Source organism: Gracilibacillus alcaliphilus (assembly GCF_016909015.1).
Taxonomy (GTDB): domain Bacteria; phylum Bacillota; class Bacilli; order Bacillales; family Amphibacillaceae; genus Gracilibacillus; species Gracilibacillus alcaliphilus.
This window is the reverse complement of the sequence record NZ_JAFBFA010000003.1, coordinates 218,163-240,414: the sequence shown is the minus strand read 5'-3', so window position 1 is coordinate 240,414 and position 22,252 is coordinate 218,163. Positions and strand designations below refer to the sequence as shown.

21 protein-coding genes and 2 pseudogenes are annotated in these 22,252 nt (G+C 38.5%); 20 read left to right on the top strand and 3 right to left on the bottom strand.

What is annotated here, in order from left to right; translation table 11 throughout:
• Positions 1 to 92: 92 nt before the first annotated feature.
• The 3 genes from JOD18_RS04100 to JOD18_RS04090 all read left to right on the top strand — a co-directional run bounded on the left by JOD18_RS04100 (position 93) and on the right by JOD18_RS04090 (position 2,924).
• Entirely contained in the window at positions 93 to 560 is a 468-nt protein-coding gene (locus JOD18_RS04100) for a 2-thiouracil desulfurase family protein (protein ID WP_204667660.1), read from the top strand.
• A 41-nt stretch (positions 561 to 601) separates the two neighbouring features.
• A complete protein-coding gene (locus tag JOD18_RS04095; RefSeq protein WP_204667659.1) occupies positions 602 to 1,471 on the top strand; it encodes an alpha/beta fold hydrolase in 870 nt (289 codons plus the stop codon).
• Positions 1,472 to 1,820: 349 nt separating this feature from the next.
• Positions 1,821 to 2,924: a 5-methyltetrahydropteroyltriglutamate--homocysteine S-methyltransferase gene (locus tag JOD18_RS04090; protein ID WP_204667658.1), complete on the top strand. Its 1,104-nt coding sequence runs from the start codon at positions 1,821 to 1,823 to the stop codon at positions 2,922 to 2,924.
• A 115-nt stretch (positions 2,925 to 3,039) separates the two neighbouring features.
• Here JOD18_RS04090 and JOD18_RS04085 read toward each other — a convergent pair whose 3' ends face one another.
• Positions 3,040 to 3,519 carry a GyrI-like domain-containing protein gene (locus JOD18_RS04085; RefSeq protein WP_204667657.1) on the bottom strand — a complete coding sequence of 160 codons (480 nt, stop codon included), beginning with the start codon at positions 3,517 to 3,519 and terminating at the stop codon, positions 3,040 to 3,042.
• Positions 3,520 to 3,630: 111 nt separating this feature from the next.
• On the opposite strand from JOD18_RS04085, the gene JOD18_RS04080 reads away from it, so the two are divergent.
• The 6 genes and pseudogenes from JOD18_RS04080 to JOD18_RS04055 all read left to right on the top strand — a co-directional run bounded on the left by JOD18_RS04080 (position 3,631) and on the right by JOD18_RS04055 (position 10,094).
• The gene (locus JOD18_RS04080; RefSeq protein WP_204667656.1) at positions 3,631 to 4,590 is read left to right on the top strand and encodes a helix-turn-helix transcriptional regulator; all 960 of its coding nucleotides are present in this window, start codon (positions 3,631 to 3,633) and stop codon (positions 4,588 to 4,590) included.
• A gap of 25 nt (positions 4,591 to 4,615) precedes the next feature.
• Positions 4,616 to 4,857, top strand: a pseudogene (locus JOD18_RS04075) (VOC family protein); the annotation flags it as partial.
• Positions 4,858 to 5,175: 318 nt separating this feature from the next.
• Complete coding sequence (locus JOD18_RS04070) at positions 5,176 to 5,895, top strand: ABC transporter ATP-binding protein (protein ID WP_204667655.1); 720 nt, start codon at positions 5,176 to 5,178, stop codon at positions 5,893 to 5,895.
• Positions 5,864 to 8,329, top strand: coding sequence for an ABC transporter permease (locus tag JOD18_RS04065; protein WP_204667678.1), 2,466 nt, complete (start codon positions 5,864 to 5,866; stop codon positions 8,327 to 8,329). The genes JOD18_RS04070 and JOD18_RS04065 overlap by 32 nt, the downstream gene beginning before the upstream one ends.
• Positions 8,330 to 8,335: 6 nt before the next feature.
• The gene (locus tag JOD18_RS04060; protein WP_204667654.1) at positions 8,336 to 8,842 is read left to right on the top strand and encodes a PadR family transcriptional regulator; all 507 of its coding nucleotides are present in this window, start codon (positions 8,336 to 8,338) and stop codon (positions 8,840 to 8,842) included.
• Positions 8,843 to 9,176: 334 nt separating this feature from the next.
• The gene (locus JOD18_RS04055) at positions 9,177 to 10,094 is read left to right on the top strand and encodes a helix-turn-helix domain-containing protein (protein WP_204667653.1); all 918 of its coding nucleotides are present in this window, start codon (positions 9,177 to 9,179) and stop codon (positions 10,092 to 10,094) included.
• A 98-nt stretch (positions 10,095 to 10,192) separates the two neighbouring features.
• On the opposite strand, the gene JOD18_RS04050 is transcribed toward JOD18_RS04055, so the two are convergent.
• Positions 10,193 to 11,170 carry an NAD-dependent epimerase/dehydratase family protein gene (locus JOD18_RS04050; RefSeq protein WP_204667652.1) on the bottom strand — a complete coding sequence of 326 codons (978 nt, stop codon included), beginning with the start codon at positions 11,168 to 11,170 and terminating at the stop codon, positions 10,193 to 10,195.
• Between the two features lie 267 nt (positions 11,171 to 11,437).
• On the opposite strand from JOD18_RS04050, the gene JOD18_RS04045 reads away from it, so the two are divergent.
• The 10 genes and pseudogenes from JOD18_RS04045 (at position 11,438) to JOD18_RS04000 (ending at position 19,393) form a co-directional block, all read left to right on the top strand.
• Complete coding sequence (locus JOD18_RS04045) at positions 11,438 to 11,860, top strand: VOC family protein (protein WP_204667651.1); 423 nt, start codon at positions 11,438 to 11,440, stop codon at positions 11,858 to 11,860.
• Between the two features lie 193 nt (positions 11,861 to 12,053).
• Complete coding sequence (locus JOD18_RS04040; protein WP_204667650.1) at positions 12,054 to 12,599, top strand: TetR/AcrR family transcriptional regulator; 546 nt, start codon at positions 12,054 to 12,056, stop codon at positions 12,597 to 12,599.
• A 30-nt stretch (positions 12,600 to 12,629) separates the two neighbouring features.
• The gene (locus JOD18_RS04035; RefSeq protein ID WP_204667649.1) at positions 12,630 to 14,045 is read left to right on the top strand and encodes a serine hydrolase domain-containing protein; all 1,416 of its coding nucleotides are present in this window, start codon (positions 12,630 to 12,632) and stop codon (positions 14,043 to 14,045) included.
• Positions 14,046 to 14,521: 476 nt separating this feature from the next.
• A complete protein-coding gene (locus JOD18_RS04030) occupies positions 14,522 to 15,493 on the top strand; it encodes a tRNA dihydrouridine synthase (protein ID WP_204667648.1) in 972 nt (323 codons plus the stop codon).
• 152 nt (positions 15,494 to 15,645) lie between these two features.
• Positions 15,646 to 16,545, top strand: a complete 900-nt coding sequence (locus JOD18_RS04025) for an ABC transporter ATP-binding protein (RefSeq protein ID WP_204667647.1) — start codon at positions 15,646 to 15,648, stop codon at positions 16,543 to 16,545.
• A 16-nt stretch (positions 16,546 to 16,561) separates the two neighbouring features.
• Positions 16,562 to 17,308: an ABC transporter permease gene (locus tag JOD18_RS04020; protein ID WP_204667646.1), complete on the top strand. Its 747-nt coding sequence runs from the start codon at positions 16,562 to 16,564 to the stop codon at positions 17,306 to 17,308.
• A 34-nt stretch (positions 17,309 to 17,342) separates the two neighbouring features.
• On the top strand, positions 17,343 to 17,792 hold the full coding sequence (locus tag JOD18_RS04015; RefSeq protein ID WP_204667645.1) for a LytTR family DNA-binding domain-containing protein: 450 nt from the start codon (positions 17,343 to 17,345) through the stop codon (positions 17,790 to 17,792).
• Position 17,793: 1 nt separating this feature from the next.
• Positions 17,794 to 18,204: a DUF3021 domain-containing protein gene (locus tag JOD18_RS04010; RefSeq protein WP_204667644.1), complete on the top strand. Its 411-nt coding sequence runs from the start codon at positions 17,794 to 17,796 to the stop codon at positions 18,202 to 18,204.
• Between the two features lie 333 nt (positions 18,205 to 18,537).
• Positions 18,538 to 18,855 (top strand): putative quinol monooxygenase, encoded by a 318-nt coding sequence (locus JOD18_RS04005; RefSeq protein ID WP_204667643.1) that lies wholly within the window; start codon positions 18,538 to 18,540, stop codon positions 18,853 to 18,855.
• 202 nt (positions 18,856 to 19,057) lie between these two features.
• A pseudogene (locus tag JOD18_RS04000) lies at positions 19,058 to 19,393 on the top strand (DUF2200 domain-containing protein).
• Between the two features lie 383 nt (positions 19,394 to 19,776).
• Here the strand turns inward: JOD18_RS04000 and JOD18_RS03995 are convergent.
• Positions 19,777 to 20,550, bottom strand: a complete 774-nt coding sequence (locus tag JOD18_RS03995) for an acetoin reductase (protein WP_204667642.1) — start codon at positions 20,548 to 20,550, stop codon at positions 19,777 to 19,779.
• A gap of 437 nt (positions 20,551 to 20,987) precedes the next feature.
• On the opposite strand from JOD18_RS03995, the gene JOD18_RS03990 reads away from it, so the two are divergent.
• Positions 20,988 to 22,211 carry a DUF418 domain-containing protein gene (locus JOD18_RS03990; RefSeq protein WP_204667641.1) on the top strand — a complete coding sequence of 408 codons (1,224 nt, stop codon included), beginning with the start codon at positions 20,988 to 20,990 and terminating at the stop codon, positions 22,209 to 22,211.
• The last annotated feature ends 41 nt before the right edge of the window (positions 22,212 to 22,252 follow it).

Below are 22,252 nucleotides of genomic sequence, written 5' to 3'. Positions count from 1 at the left end.
AATGTGTGTACTAAAGATTATTTGCGAAGCGCGTAATGTACTGGCTATGTCAGCAAGGAATGTGTGATGTCACTAGACAAGGGGGAGAAGCATTGATACTAGTAAGTTCTTGTTTAGCAGGATTAAAGGTGAGATATGATGGGACGGATTGTTTAGACCATAAGATCAGCCAACTAATTAAAGCGAAGAAAGCAATGCCTGTATGTCCAGAATTGCTTGGTGGTTTTTCAACTCCTAGAGAGCCGGCCGAAATAGTGGGCGGTGACGGAGGAGATGTGTTAGATGGGAAGGCTAAAGTAATCGGAAAATCAGGTGAAGATGTCACAGACCAATATCTAAAAGGAGCACGCATTACCTTAAAAAAAGTGATGGAAGCTAACGCTAAAGTAGTTGTCCTTAAAGAAAACAGTCCATCCTGTGGAAGTACAATGATATATAATGGCGAATTTTCAGGAACAAAAATTGCTGGAAATGGAGTTACAGCGGCTTTATTGTTAAGAAACGGGGTACAAGTCCTTTCAGAAGAACAGTTCCTCAATCATGTGGATGATATCATATAATGTCGTTATATCAATTGCTGTTTATTAAAGGGGAGAAGGTAATGAAAAGAAAAATTGGAATGTACACTGTAGATGGGCGAACCATTGAATATTCCGTCACAGGAGAAGGGGATATTCCAATTCTGGTCCTGCATGGTGGGCATTCCAATTGTTATGAGGAATTTGGATACCGCCCATTAATCACTGGTGGCTTTAAGATTATTACACCTTCAAGGGCAGGGTATGGAAGAACATCAAAGGCCATTGGAGAAAGTTTGTCCAAGGCTTGTGAGTACTATGTGAAGTTATTGGATTATTTGGAAATTGGAAAGGTACATCTTCTTGCTGTATCAGCTGGCGGCCCCAGCGGGCTTTATTTTGCTTCTCATTATCCGGAAAGGGTCAAAACATTAACATTACAAAGTGCTGTAACAAATGAGTGGCATACGCCTAAAGATAACTTATACAAAATAGCTCAGGTTGTATTCCGTCCATTTATGGAAAAAATCACATGGAAACTGGTTTCAAACATAAGTAATGGTTTTCCGAAGTTTATGTTTAAACAGATGGCACCTTCCTTTAGTAACCTTTCATATGAGGAAATAAAAAGCAAAATGTCAGATAATGATATGGATGAAATCCGCCGAATGAATAATCGTCAGCGATCAGGACATGGATTTTTAATAGATTTATCACAAACGAAAGATATCACTGCCAAGCACTTGCAGGTCATTTCTTGTCCGACTCTCATCATGCACAGTAAAAATGATAGCGCAGTTCCATTGCAACATGCCTGTTATGCTGATCAGCAAATTTCTGACTCTCAATTGTGTTTACTTGATTCATGGGGACATTTAATATGGCTTGGACATGACTCTAATCATGTCCATGAGAAGCTTGTGAAATTTCTTGTCCGTTATGTAGATAGATAGACAGATATTCATTTTCCAACAGAGCGCAGTTATAAAAAACGTAGTTAAGAAATACATGTCAGTAACATGTTTCTAATCGGATTTTGTGTATGTTAAATAAAAGTGCAAAAGTTTCTCTTCTTGGATATGTCTTGTTTAAGGGGAGATTTATTTTCAATCAGGATGAATAAAGAGCTATGTGATGGATAAGTTATTGCAAAAGTAAAATAATTTTTTGAAATGATTGCAGTTTAATGAGTTATTGAGTTATATTAATTTTAAAGGTAGACGTAACTTACATTAATTCAATAGAATGGACACCAATCATAGAATGTTAGCCGTTCTTTTACTTGAATAAAGGAGAATATAGATGACAAACCATTTACCAATACGAGCAGATCATGTAGGCAGCCTTCTTAGAACACAGTCGCTAAAGGACGCACGAGCAAGACATGCGGCTGGAGAGATCACCGATGCAGAATTAACAAACATTGAAAATATCGAAATTGAAAAAATTATTGCCAAACAGGCTGAATTAGGGCTTGACGTAGTAACAGACGGTGAGTTTAGGCGTGCGTGGTACTATTTGGACTTTTTCACTGCGTGTGAAGGGATTGATAGGGTGGAAAGCAGACCTTTAGTATTCCATAACAATGTAGAAACAGATGCTATTAACTTCTCCATTACAGGAAAAATAAACTTGGGTGAGCACCGCTTTATAGAAGAATTCAAAGCAACGAACGAAATTGCTAAGAAGTATGGAGTGGAAGTGAAGCTGACCATTCCTAGTCCGAACCTGATTACTTATCGAGATGTAACGGAAACCGAGCGGGAACTCTACGCAAATGAGGAAGCGGTTTTTGACGATATTATAAAAATGTATAAAGAATTAATACCGAAGTTATATGAAGCGGGCTGCAGACATCTGCATTTTGATGATACAGCTTGGAATTCATTCTTTTCGGATTTTGGTTTATTAGAAGTGAAGGGAATCGATAGAGAGCTAGCATTACGATTATTCAAGTATGCAACCAATGAAATATTAGCTGCTGCTCCCGAAGATATGAAGACATACGTTCATATTTGCCGTGGAAATTATAAATCGGAACATTTAACGGAAGGAAGCTATGGACCAATTGCTGAAGTCTTGTTTGGTCAGTTGGATTATGATTACCTAATGGTAGAATATGATGATGAACGCAGTGGTGATTTCGAACCGCTAAAATATGCAACAAAAGAAAATCAAATCATTACACTAGGTCTTATCTCTTCTAAAAAGGGCAAGTTAGAAGATCAAGATTCCATCGTCGATAGAATTCATGAAGCTACAAAATATGTCGATCTTGATAAATTAGCTTTAAGTCCTCAATGCGGATTTGCTAGTACGGAAGAAGGAAATGTTTTAACAGAAAAAGAACAATGGAATAAGCTCCAACATGTAGTGACAATAGCAGATCGTGTATGGGGTTCATAGATTAATCTCGTCTTATCGAAATCCAGCTGGTGGCTGAACAAATATTTTATAGTGTTTCACAGAGAAGAACCCCATTTTGTTGAAGCTTTTTCAAAATGAGGCTCTTCTTTCAGTATTATTGTCGCACAACTGGAATCCACATTTCACCAAAAACTAAGCCATCTCTTTGTCCCATTTCAACTGTCGTATTTGGTCCACCGACATATGCAACTTCTTTTGCTTCTGGCAAGGCCTGTCCAAAGGCGATACCAGTAAGTGTCTCACGCAATGCTTTCGCAGTTTCCCCTTCACCTTTCACAACAAGGTATTCCCCTTGAGGAAATTGGATCACTCGTGTTGCTTCTGGTAGTATCTCTTCTGTCATGACACCGGCATAATACATCATCTTGTTATTCACTGCTTCATTCACAGCGAAAATATAGTCATTTGCTGCGACAGATTTTAATGCGTCAAGTCTGCCATCCTGTTGAACTTGCTCCCAAAAACCTGCTTTCTCTTTATTGATGCCGGCGTAACCTGTATAATCACTCTTAAGTTCTGTTCCAAAACCTAAAACAACAAAGCTGTCTTTCTCTTCCAAGCTATAATTTGCCATATTCATTACCTTCCTTTTTTAGAAATTGTACCAAATGATTTATCTTTTCATTTGATACGTTTATACTACCCTTAAATCATGTCAAAAAGTGATACTGTTTAGGAGGCTTCTATGAAAAAAGTTGAGCGAATTAACATTATCATGCGATATATCAACAATCGTTCCCGTTTCACCATTTCGGAAATTATGCAGGAATTTAATATCTCGCGTTCGACAGCTATTAGAGACATTAAAGAAATTGAAGCGATGGGTCTGCCGCTTGTTGCTGAAGTTGGCAGGGATGGGGGTTATTTTGTTATGAATAACTCGATACTGCCTGCCGTTCGGTTCACAGATAATGAAATTAAAGCCCTTTTTATTGCCTTTATGGCCACCAGGAATCAGCAGCTGCCTTATTTAACAAGCAGACAATCTTTAGCAGAAAAATTACTTGGACTTATCTCTGAAAATCAACAGGATGATCTGGTACTTTTAAATCAAATTCTGCTTTTTGAAGGGACTAATCCTCACAACCCAGACCTGCTTGATCTGTCTGACCTGCCACATCCTATCCTGGAACAGCTTATCCAAAACCTGCTTTTGGACAGCTATTTATGGGTTACTGTACAGGAAGCAGAGGAAATAAAGTCTTATCCGATTTACCTTCTGCACCTTTATCGGGAAAAAAGCTATTGGCTGATTGAAGGGTTCCATTTGACAGAGGAAAAGACGCAGATTATTCCTGTAGATTATCTGACGGATGTGAGGCCTTATCTTGCTAAAAAAAGAATGAGTAAGAAAAAAATTTTAGAAAAACAGGGCCAGCAAAAAGAAGCGATCAATCTTATCCTTGATCTTGGTCCAAAGGCAATAGCCCAGTTCAAAAAATATCATCCGTTAACTGTCTCGATTTCTTATACGAATCCTTATCAAACTATGGCTATTCTCAAAACATTTGTTGATGTGAATAATAAAGAAGCAGTAAATGAAATGATCAATTGGCTGCTTTTTCTGGGAGAGGACGTTAAAGTCAGAGAAATGCCGGAGGAAGTATTAGAGGAAGTTCGGGGGAGAGTGGAAATGTGGCAGTGACAAAAAGACAGGCAACAGAAAAAATTTCTCCTTCAAAGGACAAGAATTTATATGTATTGACAATAATATAAAACATCAGTTTTCCTTTACCCTGCATTTTCCATCTATATCACTTGTGATTCTAAAACGGAAATCGATCAACTGTTATGAGAAGTTTATGACAGATGGACAAGCTCTGATGCCATTAGGTGACTACGTTTCAATAAGAAATTCGGCTGGCTGAATGATCGTTACGGTGTATCGTGGCAGTTAAATCTGCCAAATTAAAAGGATATAGCGTTGATTGAAGGATGATCAAGATTCTAAATGGTTGTCTTTCTCAAGATCGAGAAGATCCAAGGACGTATCAGGAAATCGTGGTGGTATTTCACATTAGAACATCTATTATTTGATATCTTTTTCTAAAATATACAATTCTAACTATTAAAATCATGTATAAATAATGCATACTTAGTATGTGTGATTTGTACATGATTTTTTAAAATTTACCTGTTTCATCTTTGGTTTAAACCTAAATTTATAGACTTTTTTAAGGGAATACCTTAATATTATATATACTTAGTATATAGTTGTGGAGGAGTAAATATGATTAAGGTTAGAGGTTTAAATAAGGAATTTATCCAAGGACAGGAAAGAACTCATGTGTTAAAAGGTGTTGACTTGACCGTGGAAGAGGGAGAATTTGTAGCTGTAATGGGGCCAAGTGGGTCTGGTAAAAGTACATTGCTCCAGCTTCTAGGCGGTCTTGACATACCTACAGAAGGAGACATAGTAATAAATCAGAACAAATTAAGTATCATGTCGGAAAAAGAACGAACCATATTTCGCAGAAAATACATAGGGTTTATTTTTCAAAATTATCAGCTCCTTCCTACATTAACGGTAGAAGAAAACATAGCATTCCCACTTCATGCAGATGGCAGTTTAACGAAAGAAAAGAATCAAACCATTTTAAAGTTACTTGATTCTGTCGGGTTAAAAGACTTTGGCCAAAAACGTGTTAATCTGCTGAGTGGCGGTCAACAACAACGAGTAGCTATAGCTAGAGCACTTGTCAATAGTCCTTCCGTTTTATTAGCTGACGAACCAACAGGGAATTTAGATAGAAATAGAGCTGAAGAAATTCTGGGGCTAATCTCAAGGTTCAATCGAGAAAAAAATCAGACAATCATCATGGTAACACATGATATTTTTGCGGCTGGTTTCGCAGATCGAATCATTCTTTTTAAAGATGGAGTTATTGATCAGGAGGCTTCTAGAAAGGATGAAGACTATGCTAAATATTTGGCGAATTTCATGGCGTAACATAACACAAAACAAAAAGCGATGTTTTATTTCTATATTGGGAATTATTCTAGGTATATCGTTTGTCACATCTATGCTGATTGCAGACAAAACAACAAATGACGTGTTTGATTATTATGAACAAATGTATGTAGCGGATGCGGATTATTGGGTGCTAAGTGATGAACACACTTATTCAGAGGATGATGTTTCTTCTGTATTAGCTAGTTCAGCTGTAATGGAAACATTATTTGCTTTAGATAAACAGGCGTTTTTTGAGCTGGAGGGTAATCATTCGCCTCAGCAACGATCTGTACGAATTACAGGTGTGAATGATCAGACTAGTTCTTTGCTGAAACTGCCAGTGGTGGAGGGAAGTTTAGATAATGAAGGGTTGGTGATACCAGACACTGTTGCTAACCTATTAAATAAAAAGGTAGGAGATACGATTAGGTTTACCAATTTGGGAGAAGCTGAGGTTTCCGCTATTGTGGAATATACGCAGTTACTTGCAAGTCCGAGTGATTGGGAAGGTGCGGAGTCAACCAGTTTCCGTGTTATTGCTCCACTTGATTTGTTAAGAGAATGGACGGAAATGGATAACGAGGTTTCCTATCTAAGATTTCAAACCAATAAAGCTGGAGAGAATTTATTTCCATCTCTTCAGAAAGAGTTTCGTGATTCACATGTATATATACAGCCAGTTGTCGCGGATGATCGACAAAGCAACGACATTGGGGGAATGTATACCTTCTTTTACCTTATTGCTGGATTATCCATGCTTATCAGCGGATTCATTGTTTTTAATCTGATTTATACAAGCGTTATGGAGAGAAAAAAGGAATTTGCGATAATGAAAAGTCTTGGTTATTTGCAACGCTCTGTTTCTAGACTTATTCTGATGGAAGTAATGCTTTTGGCGTTTATAGGTACAGCTATTGGAGTGCCGTTAGGAGTTTGGCTTGGAGATATGTTTATGCAAACATTCCTTGGTGTGTTTGAGTTTGATGTGGTTTACACATTAAATTGGAAAGTGCCTGTATTAATGGCTGTCATAATAGGGATTATATTTCCAATTATCTTTTCTTTATTTCCTATTTACACAGCAGGGAAAACCTCTGTGTTGTTGGCATTAAAAATGACCAATCAGTCGGACTCATCCAAAAAGCAATACCAGTTTAGGGTCGTTCTGGGAATAGGCTTGTTCCTGTTCCTATTTATCGATCATCCTGTCTCTTATGTAGCCATTTTGGCAAGTGTTGTTCTGTTGTTCCCATTCTTGTTATTAGGTCTGAAACAGATATGTAAGCCTATATGGAGGATATGTTTCGGTTATTCTGGCAGCTTGGCAGCACAAAATCTTACCCAACAATTAAATCGAAATGCCAATACAGCTGCTATCCTTGCAGTTGGTATAGCTGTGATATTGTTGCTGAGTGCTGTTATAGAAACTGCCCCTGAAGGTTATGAAAAGGACATCAGAAGCACGTATGGCGGTGATTTAAGAGTTACTTCAGAAACACCTTGGTCTGATCAGGACCAGGCCAGACTGCTGTCTTATCAGTCTGTTGAAAATGTGGAGCTATTAACAGAGGCTGCACCAATCACATGGGAAAACATGGATGGAGAGGAGAGGCAATTTTCCGTTTTCGCTGTGAATAAAGAAGGGCCTAAATTATTTGATCATGCTGAGAGGGAAATATTATATGATAAATTAACCAAGGAAGGTTCTATTCTTCTAGGTGAAAGGGCTTTTACGGAATGGGGCGGAAATGTGGGAGAACTCATTTCTATTAATACACCTTCAGGGGAACAACAACTGGAAGTGATTGATGTGGTGAATACATCGAATTATTCAGGCTATACCGCGTTTATGGATGAGGATTATTTCCATTATGGATTTGGTTGGGGGAATAGCTTTACTATGCTGTTGACTTTACATGATGGCTATCAGGCTGAATCATTACGCAATCAGCTATGGCAGGATTTTAGCAGCCATTTGGCAAAGGTTGAAATGATCGAAGATGAAATTGCCTCTACTACATCTGCATTATCTGGTATGAACGAGTTAGTTCTCGTTATGTTAGTTTTTATTATTGGCCTGGCTAGTGTTGGTACAGCAAATACTTTATTAATGAATACGCTAGAGCGCACAGCTGAGATAGGGACAATGCGGGCACTTGGTTTTACGAAACAGCAAGTAAGGAAGATGATTATTGGAGAGGGGCTGCTGATTGGCTTGTCAGGAGTTCTAGGCGGTGTAGCAGCAGGAGCGCTTTTACTTTATTTCAGTAGTAAATCTGAGTTTCTGGAAGGATTTATATCTTTTCAATTACCGTTGGGGAATAATATCGTAGCATTGGTTGCTGGTGTGTCTTTGAGTTTGTTGGCCGCCTGGATTTCTAGTGCGACAGCAAGTAAAATAAGTAATATATCATCACTCAAAGAAGGTTGAGCAACTATGTCAGTTAAGTATGGAATATTAACTTTGTTATACCGGCAAAAAAATCATGGCTATGAATTAAAGTTAGAGCTGGAATCGCTTCTAGGCATTAAAGGGAAAATTAATCCTGGTCAAATTTATACTACTCTCGATCGCCTGATCCGTGATCAATTTGTCTTAGCTGCAGGGACAGATGATCAAGACAGAAAGTTTTATGAAATCACTACAGAAGGTAAAAAGGAGTTAGAAATCTGGCTGCTAGAACCAGTCCCTTATCATTCTGCAAAAGATGATTTTCATTTTAAATGGAGCTGTTCTCGTACAATTGGTTTTGAACAAGAACAGAAAATGCTGGATCAGCAAAAGGCGATGATCATGAAAGATGTTATGGATCTAACGAAGTTAAAAACAGAAATTCTACTGCAAGGTGATGAGAGTAAGTATTTACTGATCAACGGTTCTCTTTTGCGTTTAGAAGCAGATTTAAACTGGATTCACCAAGTGGAAAATCGCAATCGATCGTGATGTCGCGGCAAAGGTTTTCTCTAAGAGGCCTTTGCTGTGATGTGTGAGAGGAGAAAACGTGGTTATGGATATTATCTTAAAATACAATTGGGATTGTCTATCTTTATAGAGGTATTGTCATGAATCAGAATTGCTTTTATTTGGTTTTATTTTTCATTTTTTCACAAATATTAATTTAGCCTCATGCAAAACTCACTAAATAGTGATTGCAACGAGAAAAACCGCGATGCTACGCAAAAAAAGAGAAGATGCAACCGTAAAATGGCAAGGTTGCAACCTCTGAGAGGTAGAATGATAACCGCTGTCGGTTTACAATAAGGATGAGGTGAGGAAAATGGAATTTTATCAAAAGCTAAAAAAACTAAGAGCACAAAAAGGATGGTCCCAAGAGGAATTTGCCGAAAAGCTTCAAGTCTCCAGACAAGCGGTAAGTAAATGGGAGAATGGCCAAGGCTTTCCAGAAACTGAGAAACTAGTGAAAATGAGCAGGCTATTCCAGGTTTCACTCGATTACCTATTAAAGGATGAAGATCAGCCCTTTGGAGAACAAGGAACGACTGAGGAAGGCTACTATGCCAGTCAGGAAGTTGTGGAAGCCTATCTGTTAAATAAGAAGCAGGGCGCAAAAAAAATCGCAGCTGGGGTGGCTATACTTATAGTCTCGATTGTATTACCTATGTATTTTCAAGAAGCGTTTAGCTATGTATTGTTTATGATGGTTGTTGCTGTTGGAGTGGCCATCTTGGTGTGGCAAGGCTTAAGCGTAAAAGCGTACAAGGAACTTGAAACACAGCCATTAATTTTTGATGATTCGTTTATTCAAGATTTTAGACAGAAAAGCTTGGCCAATCGTAAAAGGTATGGAATATTAATTGTCACCGGAATTGTGACTATTATATTAAGTTTTGGGATACCTTTTTTGACTAACGACACAGGTCATGCAGACAGAGATCCCCTCCTAGCGCTAATGCCGTTGATATGGGCATTTGCTGTGTACTTGTTCATTATTGCAGGATCGGCAATGGAGAGCGAACGATTAGTGACCAACAATGAAGAATATGTAAAGGAATATGAACAATATGAGAAATCGAGCAGACATGGCTGGATTCATGCGGTAATTTGGCCATTGGCAACTGTTATTTTTCTGGCAATCGGTTTTATTTGGGATGTCTGGCATCCTGGGTGGTTAGTGTTTCTGTTTGCTGCCGTTTTTACAATCGCATATACGGCTTGGAAAAGTAGTAAAGATTGAATCGAAACCCGGCTGATTTGCTCTGCGGCTGGAAGTCGCCTAGGCCTAATAAAGAAAACCGTCCTTAAAATAAGGACGGGAAACAACTCTAATATTATTTACTTCATATCCTCTATACACCGTTTAATTGTCTCGATAATCGCCCGATGAATATCTGCCTTACCATATTTTAAGAGTGGCATGGTATTCTTTGAATCAAGGTAGGCATCGCGATTTTGAATTTCGGTAGTAACGGCCAGATGGATACCGTGTTCTTTTCCTTCTGCTGCAGCTTGCGCATCGTATTGTTCCATAGCTGGTTTCATTTGTTCAAGTGGAACTATTTGGATAACGGTATCCTTTTGATCAAGTAGATCGGCAATCATTTGGAAAAAGTCTTTGTGCTTCATATTGGTATCAGAAATCGGATAGGACTCGCCATGTTTTCCATATTTCAAAGCCCCAATAGTTGCTTCAGCTACTTGCTGCACAGTGACCATAGCTGTTCCACCGCCAAGTACTGGATCAAATTCTTTTCCTTGGATTTGCGGAAGAAGCCTGGACCACAGTGGTGTGCGTCCAGGCATGGTTCCAAAAATATATGGGAGACGAAGAGACATGACATCCATTTGACCTTCCCCTTCCATAGCTCCTATTTCTTCTTGCAATAATCTGGTTCGCGGATAGGCCTCTCTCTTTAAATGAAGATCTGGCCACTTTTCGGCAAAATGTGCAAAGTAAGAACCGTAAATAATGAATTTTTTTATCCCAGCCATTCTGGCAAGGCGGGCTAACCGCTGTGTTGGAATGACATTTGCTTCATAGAAAAAACGAGTTGCAGGTATTTCTGGAACCATCTGTTCATCCGCGCCAGCAGCATATATAAACATGTTTTTCCCAGCTAACATATCTAAAATGTCGCTATCGTCCATTTCATTGATATTTCCAAGATGACACTCTACCTCTGATGGTAACAGTTCTGGTGCAGGCAGAGGTGGCAGTGCAACAGTAGATACAACGTATTCTCGTTTCAGCAATTCTTGAACAGTGTGATAGCCAAGTAATCCTGTTCCTCCCAAAATAAAAACATTTTTCATATGTGATTCCCTCCTTATTGTGAAATGTTGATCAATGTTTATATTTTTAGTATAGTAGATAAAACTTGGTTAAGTATGGCTAGAATATGCCCCGTTTGTGAAGGTGATCACAAATATTTCGAGTGATATATTATCAAAAAGAATAAGCGGCTTTCTTGAGCAATGGAGGCAGATATAGATACGTTTATTAATACAGCAATTGAGAAGAAATGACAATGAGATAAACGTGGTAGTATAGAGGAATTCAAGCAAAAGGAGGAAAAAAGAATGACAGTAAAAGTTACCCCTTATTTAATGATGGATGGAAATGCGAAAGAAGCTATTCAGTTTTATGAACAAGCATTAGAGGCTAAAGTTGTGACAAATATCACGTATGCTGAAGTACCAGATCTACCCTCTGAAGATTTAAAAAATAAAGTCGCACATGCAAAATTAAAGATTGGAGAATCGGTGTTACTGATCTCGGATAGTCCGAGTGTTTTACCTGTTGAACAAGGCAATCAGGTCACGATTTGTATTTCCACGAAAGACGCCGCACAGTCAAAAAGATTTTTTGAAGCGCTAAAAAAAGAAGGGAAAGTGAAGATGCCATTCCAAGAAACTTCATTTAGTGCTGCTTATGGGAGTTTAACAGATAAATTTGGTGTCACTTTTCTAATTGATACAGAAAGTGAAAACTTAATGTCATAAAGATGGATTATAATCAAATGAATTATAAACAAAGGGTGCAAATTTTCGAAGACGAAGATAGCGCCCTTTATTTATGGCAATGAGTTGTCATACTTACCTGACATCTCTTCTTGAGGCTGATCTTGGATATTGACTTTTTGTAATATTAAGTTTAATATTTGGTTGGTTAACCAACTAAAAAGGGGGAGATAGTATGAGTAAGAACGATAAACGTCAAAGATTAATGGATGCTGCCTATAAAGTTTTTAGTGAAAAAGGATATAGTAATGCTTCCATAAAAGATATTGCTAATGAAGCTGATATCACACCTGGACTAGTTCATTATTATTTCAATAGTAAGGAAGAACTTTTATTTTCTGTGCAAGAATCCATTCAAAAACAATACCACAGTCAATATGAAGGTCAAAATAAAGATCCAATGAAAGTTCTATCCGAAATTGAATCCAGAGTAGAAAAAGACCCTGATTGGTATCGCTGGAGGTACGAATTATATTCGTTAGGTTTAAAAAGGGAGGTCTTTAATCAGGAAGTAGCGAAGATTTTAGCAGATGGCAGAGAAAGTATTGCACGTCCATTACAGAACTATATAGATGATAAAGAGAAGGCTGCAGCGATTGCAAGTGTGTTGCTAGCCTGTTTTGATGGATTAGCTTACCAGAAATTAATGGATAGCGATTTTAATCTCCATTCATCTTATAAAGTGTTGCATGAATTTCTAGAAAGCTATATTAGATCATAAATAATAATTATAATGTAAGGGGAGAGACAAATGAAAAGAGTGCTTATCTTCTTAATAATAGTAATATTTTTTATGATGCCATCCTCTGCTTTTGCTCAAAAGGATAATACCATGCAACAAATAGAAAAATATGTGGAGGAATCCCTGGAAAGATATAAAATTCCTGGGGCATCTTTGGCAATTTTGGAAAACGAAGATACTGTTCATCTTCAACAATGGGGAATGATGAGTGATGATTCAGTTGTGAAGGAAGATACCCCATTTCTGATTGGTTCATTGAGTAAACCCTTTACCGCACTAGCCATTATGATATTAGTTGAAGATGGTGAAATAAACCTTCATGACCCCATCGATCGTTATATTCCATCGTTTATTTATCAAACTAATAGCTCACAGGAAATAACTGTGTTAAATCTATTAGAACAAACAAGTGGTATCAGTCAGTTTGAAGGACTAAAGGTTACGGATAATCAGACAACAGATGAGAAAGCAATTACAGAAGCAGTGAAGCAATTAAGTGGAGTGAAGCTTTCAAATGCTCCTGGTGAAGTGTATGAATATAACTCTGCAAATTATTTATTGTTAGGAGCTGTCATTGAAAAGGTGACAAATCAATCCTTTTCGGAATTCCTGCATACTGAGATTTTCGCTCCTCTTGGAATGCATCATACTGCTGCTGATTATGAAACAGCTAGTGAAAAAGGATATGTACCTGGGTTTGAGTCATGGTTTGGTAACCCTGTGGTAAGTGATGGTTTATATGATAGTGGAGGGGCACCATATGGCTATATAGTATCAACTGCAAATGATTTAATGAAATTTCTGAAGTTTATGTTATACGGTGGAGACTTGTTGTCTAATCAGTATCTTGAATGGTTAAAAACACCTCCAGAAGAAACGGGGAAATATGGATTGGGATGGCATTTTTCCAAGACGGAACATTTTCCTTTTCACGGAGGAGCAACGCCTGATTTTCGATCTGAAATGTTCTTTATACAAGAAGAAAATACAGCAGCAGTACTTCTAACAAATAAATATCATACTACAGAAGATCAGCAAATCTCTTATATAATGGAAGGGATTCGAGCGATTATACATGGAGATAATCCAGATGAATTGCCAGCACACAATAACAGCATACAATGGATTTTATTAGGTATTACATTACTGCTAGCCATTCTAGCAGGTATACATTTAGTTAAATGGAAAAGAAAATTAATTAGACATAAAATATTTTATAGCTCTGTTGGAGTACTTTCACTGTTGTTAGCAATTGGTTTAATCCCGATTTTTGTGTTCTCTTTGAATACTCCGTGGAAAAGTATCAGCTTGTTCGCACCCGATATTACTTTTATAATATATAGTCTTATATTAATCTTTTTGATTAATGGAATCATTACCTTATATATTATATTCTTAAACAATAAAGGGGGTAATATCAATTGAACTTTTTTTCATTAAAGAGTTAATTTAAGAAATGCACTTATTTTGTTATAATAAAAATTAATCTTCCTATTTAGGAAGCAAAAGGATACAAATAGGCTTGTGTGTAGAAGCTGGGAATGTGCAAAATAAATGGAAAGCTTTAAACAGGCATATGTTTCTCATAAATGAAATAAAGTTAATAAATTGAATCGCAACAAAACGTTACAAGTATTGTCACAATAAAATGATGAAGAGACGTCGTAATCAACGGGAGGAAGTTATTTCATCTCTGTATGGGAAAAATGAGGAAAGAGAAAGATGAACTCCTTGTCATGAAGCAGATGAGCTTACATTTAGCAAAATCGTTCAAGATATAATTCCCTAATTGGAGCGGAAGTATTGAAGTTGAATACGCAAAGAAAAAGGAATACCTGTTTTTAAATTTTATGATCAGGCTTTTGCCTGCTATCCATAGATGAGAGGATTGAAAAAGTAAGATGAAAGATAATTTTTGGCGTGATTTACCACGGCCGTTTTTTGTGCTGGCACCAATGGAGGATGTAACAGATGTTGTTTTTCGTCATGTAGTGAGTAAAGCCGCTCGTCCTGACGTTTTTTTTACGGAGTTTGCCAACTCGGAAAGTTATTGTCATCCAGAGGGACATCATAGTGTACGCGGCCGTTTGATTTTTACAGAGGATGAACAACCAATGGTAGCCCATATATGGGGAGACAAGCCGGAGTATATTCGGCAAATGAGTATTGGGATGGCCAAACAAGGATTTAAAGGTGTGGATATAAATATGGGCTGTCCTGTGCCTAACGTGGCACAGAATGGAAAGGGGTCTGGCCTGATCCGCCGTCCAGAAGTTGCGGCAGAGTTAATTCAAGCAGCCAAAGCCGGAGAACTGCCTGTAAGTGTGAAGACAAGGCTTGGTTACACAGAGTTGAGTGAATGGCGCGAATGGCTGACACATGTCTTGAAACAAGATATTGCGAATCTGTCGATTCATTTGCGTACCAGAGAAGAAATGAGCAAGGTAGATGCCCATTGGGAGCTGATACCGGAAATTAAGCAGCTTCGTGATCAGGTTGCACCAGATACATTGTTAACGATTAATGGAGATATTCCAGATCGTCAAACCGGTTTGCAGCTCGTTCATCAATACGGTGTGGACGGTGTGATGATTGGACGAGGTATTTTTTCCAACCCTTTTGCCTTTGAAAAAGAACCAAAAGAACATGGCAGTCAGGAGCTGCTTGGTCTGTTAAGATCTCATCTGGATTTCTTTGATCATTATTCCGAAATAGAGCCACGTTCGTTCAAGGCGCTGCACCGCTTTTTTAAGATATATGTCCGCGGATTTCGCGGTGCAGGCGGATTAAGGAATCAATTGATGAATACAGCGTCAACAGATGAAGTCCGTGCAATGCTTGATCATTTTGAGGGGCAGTATGTGGGTGATTAATACAAGCTAAAACAGGGTGGAGCCAATCGGGCTTCACTCTTTTTTTATGCAGGATTTTCAGCTTTTCACACATAAAATCCTGCATGTTATACCATTTGTTACGGCAGCTTCCCGTTTCTTTGCCATAATATATGTGAAAGGAGCTGATGAGAATGCTAACGATCCATCATGTAACAAAGCATTATGGCAAGACAAAAGCTTTAAAAGATGTATCCATTACTATTCCAAAAGGGATTTGTTATGGTCTGGTCGGTCCTAACGGAGCAGGAAAATCCACATTGATTAAGATGATTACATCAATTATTCGTGACTACACAGGAGATATTACATTTAACGAAAAAAAACTATCCGACAAATCAAAGCAGAAATTAGGTTATGTCCCACAGGATATCATTTTGGAGGAGGATATCTCAGCAATCAGCAATTTACAGCTGTTTGGCAATCTGTATGGTTTAAAAGGAAGTCAGTTGAAAGAGCGTATAAATGAGGTATTGACGCTGATTGGTCTTCAAGATAGGGGAAAAGATAAAGTATTTACCTTTTCAGGAGGTATGAAGCGTAGATTGAATATTGGCTGTGCGCTGATGCATAATCCGGAACTGATCATCATGGATGAACCAACAGTTGGTATTGATCCTCAATCACGAAACTATATTTTTCAAATGATTGAGGAATTGAAAAAGGCCGGAAAGACGGTGGTTTATGCCAGCCATTATATGGAGGAGGTAGAAAGGCTCTGTGACTATGTCGCTTTTCTGGATCGTGGAGAGATGGTCGAAAATGGCACGACAAGTGAATTGCTTCAACAATATGCCGTGTCTTCCATTTGTGTTAAAGGGAGTAATATCTCTGTGGAAGAACTGAAATCATACGGGATGGTTTCACTAGAAAAGGATGTCTTTTTACTTTATACCGAGGAACCGCTGCAGGCAATGGAACAAATTATTTCATACTGCAGACAGAATAGCATAGAGGTAGAACGGCTGGAGCTTGTTCGCCCGCGATTGGAGGATGTCTTTTTCAGATTAACCGGCAGTAACTTGAGAGACTAAATGGGGAGGTGTTACAATGAATGCAATTATGAAAGTAGAATTAAAGAAACATTTACAAGACAAAGGGCTCGTTTTTTGGATGCTGATTCTGCCGATTCTGTTTACCATTTTATTTATTTCCATCTTTACAGCAGGTGCCGACAACGCAACAAAGCAGGAAGTGATCCAATCCATAGTCCCGGGATATGTGGTTATGTTTGTATTTTTTATTATGATTTCGATGGTGCAGATATTTATTAAAGACAGGGATAAGGGGATGACAGCTAGACTTGCAAGCACACCAATCAAAAGCTATTATTATTTGCTAGGGAAGTGGCTCCCTTTCATGTATATTGTGTTGATTCAGATTGTAGTGTTATTCTTATTTGGAAAGTTAGTGTATGATGTTTCATTAGAAGAGCCACTGGTTCTGTTGATGTTGTCATTGTTCATTACGTTTACAGTTACAGCAATCGGATTGGCCATGGCTCTTACTGTCCATACAGAAAATATGGGAATCGCTTTCACCCAAATAATCGCTCTAGGCGGTGCGATGTTAAGCGGATTATGGATTCCATTTGACATGATGCCGAGTTTTATGCAAACAATTGGCCGCTTCCTGCCTCAGTATTGGGCACATCAGTCTTTTCAGGATGCCATGGCAGGAACTACTCAGGTGTCGGAGCTTTTCCAAACATTGGGGATATTATTCGCCATTGGATTGGCTGCTTTTATTATCGCCATCATTCGTTACCCATATTTTCTAAAACGGGCTGTAAAATAGACAAGGGATTGGGGCGCGCTTAGGGGGGATGAGCATGAAAATAAACATCGATATCGATGAGAGTCATGAAGAAACGCAGATCACCATCCAGGCAAAGGAATGGACAAAGGAACTGGAGGAGATCGTGAATATCGTTAAAAAGACCAAGCAGCAGCGCTTATTTGGCATGGATGAAGATCAAACTGTACTTCTAGCGCCAAGGGAAATTGATTTTATTCATGCCGAAAAAAGAAAAATATATGCTGTGTCTAAAAACTGGCGTTTTGAAGTGAAAATGAAGCTGTATGAAGTGGAAGAATTCTTAATCCCCCATGGTTTTATGCGCTTTTCAAAATCTGTTATCGGGAATATTCACCGGATTGAAAAATTTGAGGCCTCCTTTAATGGCAATCTCTGTGTGTATTTTCAATCCGGCAACAAGGAATATATTACACGAACGTATGTAGGTGCAATTAAGGATAAACTAATGCAGGGAGGGCAGTAACATGATACTTGAAATTTTTAGGCGTTGTATGCTTGGTGTTGCTTTTGGAGGTATATTTACATTTATTGCCCTTACCATTATGAAAGTAAATGAATATGAGGCTACGGTTTCGGAAATATGGATGAATATGGGAGCCAGCCTGTTATTAGGTATATATTTTGGCCTATCCTCGTTTATTTTTGGAGCAAGCGGAAGCAATATCATTAAGAAATCGCTGCTCCATTTTGTTCTCTCTTATAGTGTGTGGCTTATTATCGCCGGTGTGGTTGGCTGGATACCGCTTAGCGGCAAGGTTATTCTCTGGAGTAGCTTGCTTTTTATCTTGATATATGTGCTGAATTGGTTTGGATGGTTTCTTTACTTTAAAAAAGTCGAAGCTACGTTAAATAGACATTTGCAGAAAAATAGATAAAGACAGAGGTTGCTCCTAGCCTTTGTTTTTTGATAGGAGTGGAAATCAGCATTCATGGTGAAGTAGAGGTAATTTTAACTAGTGTAACTATCCTTTTGCGGTATCCTCAATTGGGGGAATTTCTTCTTCAACGAATGGAGCAGGATAGTTCTACTAAAAAGTATTTATTTTATGTGAAGTGTTTTTATCTCTGCCACACTGTATTTGCTTTTCCCATAAAGATGTTAAGGAACCCTGGTGACAAAAAGAGTTGCACCGTGTTCCCTTTTCGGATATGATTGTCTGTATCGACAGGCATGGGATATGAAGAGGCCGTTATGAGGGAGGAAAAAGATGAATAAATTCGGCTTGTTTGGTAAGTTTACGACGAAAGAAGCCGATCGTGATAGATTGGTAGCTATTTTGTTAGAGGCAGCGGAGTCGATGAAAGACTTGGAGGAATGCGAGGTTTATATTGTAAGCGCTTCAGAAGATGAACCAAATGCTGTTTATGTTTATGAAGTGTGGGCTGATGAAAGCACTCATCAAGCCTCCTTAACACTTGAGTCTACACAAACTCTAATCAAACACGCAAAGCCAATTATTACAGGAATGGAGAGAATTTGTACGCTGGAGCCAAAGGGAGGGAAAGGGATTTCCAGTCATTCTTAAAAAATTATGTGTTGATTACCTCATCACTGTCAATAAAATATATGTTTCTAAATCCGAAAGTTTGTTTGGGAGTAACCGGATAAACTTTTGGATTTTTTGTGATATCAAGAACACCAAACAAATGACGGTTTGCATTCCTGATTGATAAATAGGCAATAAAAGACATTTGAGCCTGTCTCTTTTTCATGATAAATTAATCAAAATTATATTAGTGAGGTATACCCATGGTGTCGCAAGTGTCTATCCCCATTATGTGACATAAGCAACGAAAAAAGGGCAGACAAAAGCAGAAGTGCATCAAATCATCTGTTGGTTAACAGGTTACAGCCAGGATGAGCTGGAAGCACAGCTGGAAAACGAGACCGACTTTGAGACTTTCTTTGCGGAATCTCCCCAATTACATCCTTCACGTTCCTCGATCAAAGGGGTGATCTGTGCGGTTCGGATCGAAGAACCAACGATGCGGGAAAGCCGCTATTTGGATAAATTGATCGACGAATTAGTAAAAGGAAAAGCAATGGAGAAGATTTTGCGCTAAAACAAAGAAACACTGATTCCACCTATACAGGAATCAGTGTTTTTAAAAATTTTAGCCAAGAAATCTCCATCTTCAAGCGTGTGAAGGGCGATAGCCCAACGGAAAGGTGGAGATGAATTGACCGAACATGCGTTGCGATTACACCATGAAGTGTTCTTTGATACATATGAGGTTGCATGGAGAAACTTAAAATGTGAAAACCAAGCTCATTTCTTCCATGTGTAAAATATCCAAGGTGCTAAGGAAACTCCGAATCGTCGGACATCTAGGGCAGGAACTTCCCGAAGTAACGCTCATGGAGACGAAAGGTTGTTTTCGTCGTTAAAGTGAGAAGCTCCCACTTCAAGCGTAGCTAAGTGGTAAGTAGTTCACTGAGCTAACTATTATCTGTAAACCAAACCGCCATCTGTTATGATAGCCTGACCAGTAATATAATCTGCATCATCCGAAGCTAAGAAAGATACTAAATTAGCAACATCTTCAGGTGTTTGATATCGTTTAAGGGCAATGTCTGCCGAGAACTGTGCAAAAGCTTCCCCGGGTTTTAAATCATCACTTTGCTTCACCATTTCTTCATCAATTCGATCCCACATTTTCGTTTTGGCAACACCAGGACAATAAGCATTGACGGTGATTTTATGCTGGGCTAACTCTTTCGCAGCTGCATGTGTAACTGATTTTACAGCATGCTTAGTAGCAGAATAAGTGCCAAGCATTTCATAGGATTCGTGTCCTGCGATACTGCAGGCATTGATGATCTTCCCTTTTGTTCCTTGTTTAATGAACTGAGTGGCTGCTGCTTGTGTACCAAAAACGACCCCATTTACATTGATGTGGAATAATTTATTGAGCTGTTCTTCCGTTATTTCCAAAAATGGAGAAACTGCTTCAACTCCGGCATTATTGACAAAGACATCTAAATGGCCAAATTTGTCGACTGCTTCTTGTACCAAATTAAATTGATCCTCTCGTTTAGATACATCTCCTTTCACACTGATGACAGAAAGATTGTTTTTTTCAAACTCTGCAGCAGTCTCATTTAGTACGGCTTCATTTATATCATGCAGTACCACACTGAAACCATCCTTACATAACCTTTCAGCTATTCCTTTGCCTAATCCGCCGGCAGAACCCGTTACTATAGCTACCTTGCTCATCATCATTCTCCTTTTACGCAAAAATATTCTGTTTCCATTTCTCACAAGACCAATCGTCATAAAGTGATACTTCGTTCAGTGGGGAGTTCGACGAATAGGTCTGCTAGTGCAGACATTGCGAACTTAGTCAGTTTCCTCTCTCCCCACTGAATGTTAATTGAACCAATCGGGCCGTTACTGGCTGCTGGATCTTCCGCCTAGACATGACGTATTCCCTTATTTCATGAAGTGGGAATCTTACAGCCAGTTACACTGCGATAAAACAGATGTTTATTAGTATTACCTAAAATCAGCATTTACATGCTATTTGAATAAATGTTCTTTCTCTTGATTTCTGTTTTAATGGCTGTCCGTTATAAAATCTTTATAATTGTCTTTTACAATTAATTTGTTCAAGACAGAACACGATTATTTTGGTGCGGAAAGGAAGATGAAATATGCAGTCATTGCCTGCTAACCAGCGGGTTAAGCTTCTAGATATTGTTCGAGGCTTAGCTTTGTTAGGTATTCTCTTGATTAATATGCGTTTCTTTACGACTTCACTGCAAACGATTCAATTTCAATTAGAGGTTTCGTCAAACTGGTGGGATCAAACGGCACAAACATTGCTTGATTTCTTTGTTGCCGGCAAATTTATAGCTATTTTTGCCTTTTTATTTGGGTATGGTATGATGTTGATGAAAGACAGCGCTGTAAAAAGGGGCTATCGTTTTGTTCCTCTATATTCTCGACGTCTGCTGGCCTTACTCTTGTTCGGATTAATTCATGGGTGGTTTATCTGGTATGGTGATATCCTGCTTCATTATGCCTTGCTTGGCTTTATTTTATTGCTGTTTTATAAGCGTAAAGCCCGTACACTGCTAGTGTGGTCTATTCTGCTGCTTCTGTTTATTCCTGGAATCATGTTATTAAGTGGTACAGATGGAAGCTATGAACCAAGCCCGGAATGGATGGAACAAGTCCAGCAATGGATAACTGAAGATGAGGTAATCTACAGCAGCGGATCATGGACAGAAATTCAATCGCTGCGGATCAGGGATTGGAATTCCTCCTTGTTAAACCAGATTATTTTTTATCCGCAAATTCTTGGGCTGTTTCTATTAGGTGTTTATTTTGCCAAGAAAAGATGGTTTCAGCATGTAACGGAAAACCGTGCCACATTACGGAAGATCTGTTGGTGGACAGGCGGGGTTGGTTTCCTGTCGCATCTTATCCCTGTATCGTTGAAGCTGTTTAGCTGGGGGACAGAGACACTGCTAGGTCAATTGGAACTATTTCAGCATCTGTTAGGCAGTCCGCTAATCGGTGTGTTCTACATTCTGCTGGTTGCTTTATTGATACAGAAAAAAACATGGGAAGTGTTGTTAAACCCCTTGGCTAATGTAGGGCGCATGGCGTTCACTAACTATATCATGCAATCTGTGATCTGTACTTTGATTTTCTATGGTTACGGATTTGGGTGGTTTGGTAAGGTAGGACCAGCAATTGCTTCGCTGATTGCTATAACGATCTTTGTTGTACAGATAGTGTACAGTATGGTATGGTTTCGTTATTTTCGAATCGGTCCATTGGAATGGCTGTGGAGATGGATTACTTATTTATCTTTACCAGCTTGGAAAGTAAAGCCATCCTCTGGTTCTATAAAAACTGGCAAAGGTTAACGATTAGATGTAAAAAAAGAAAACAACCTGGTACTGTTTAC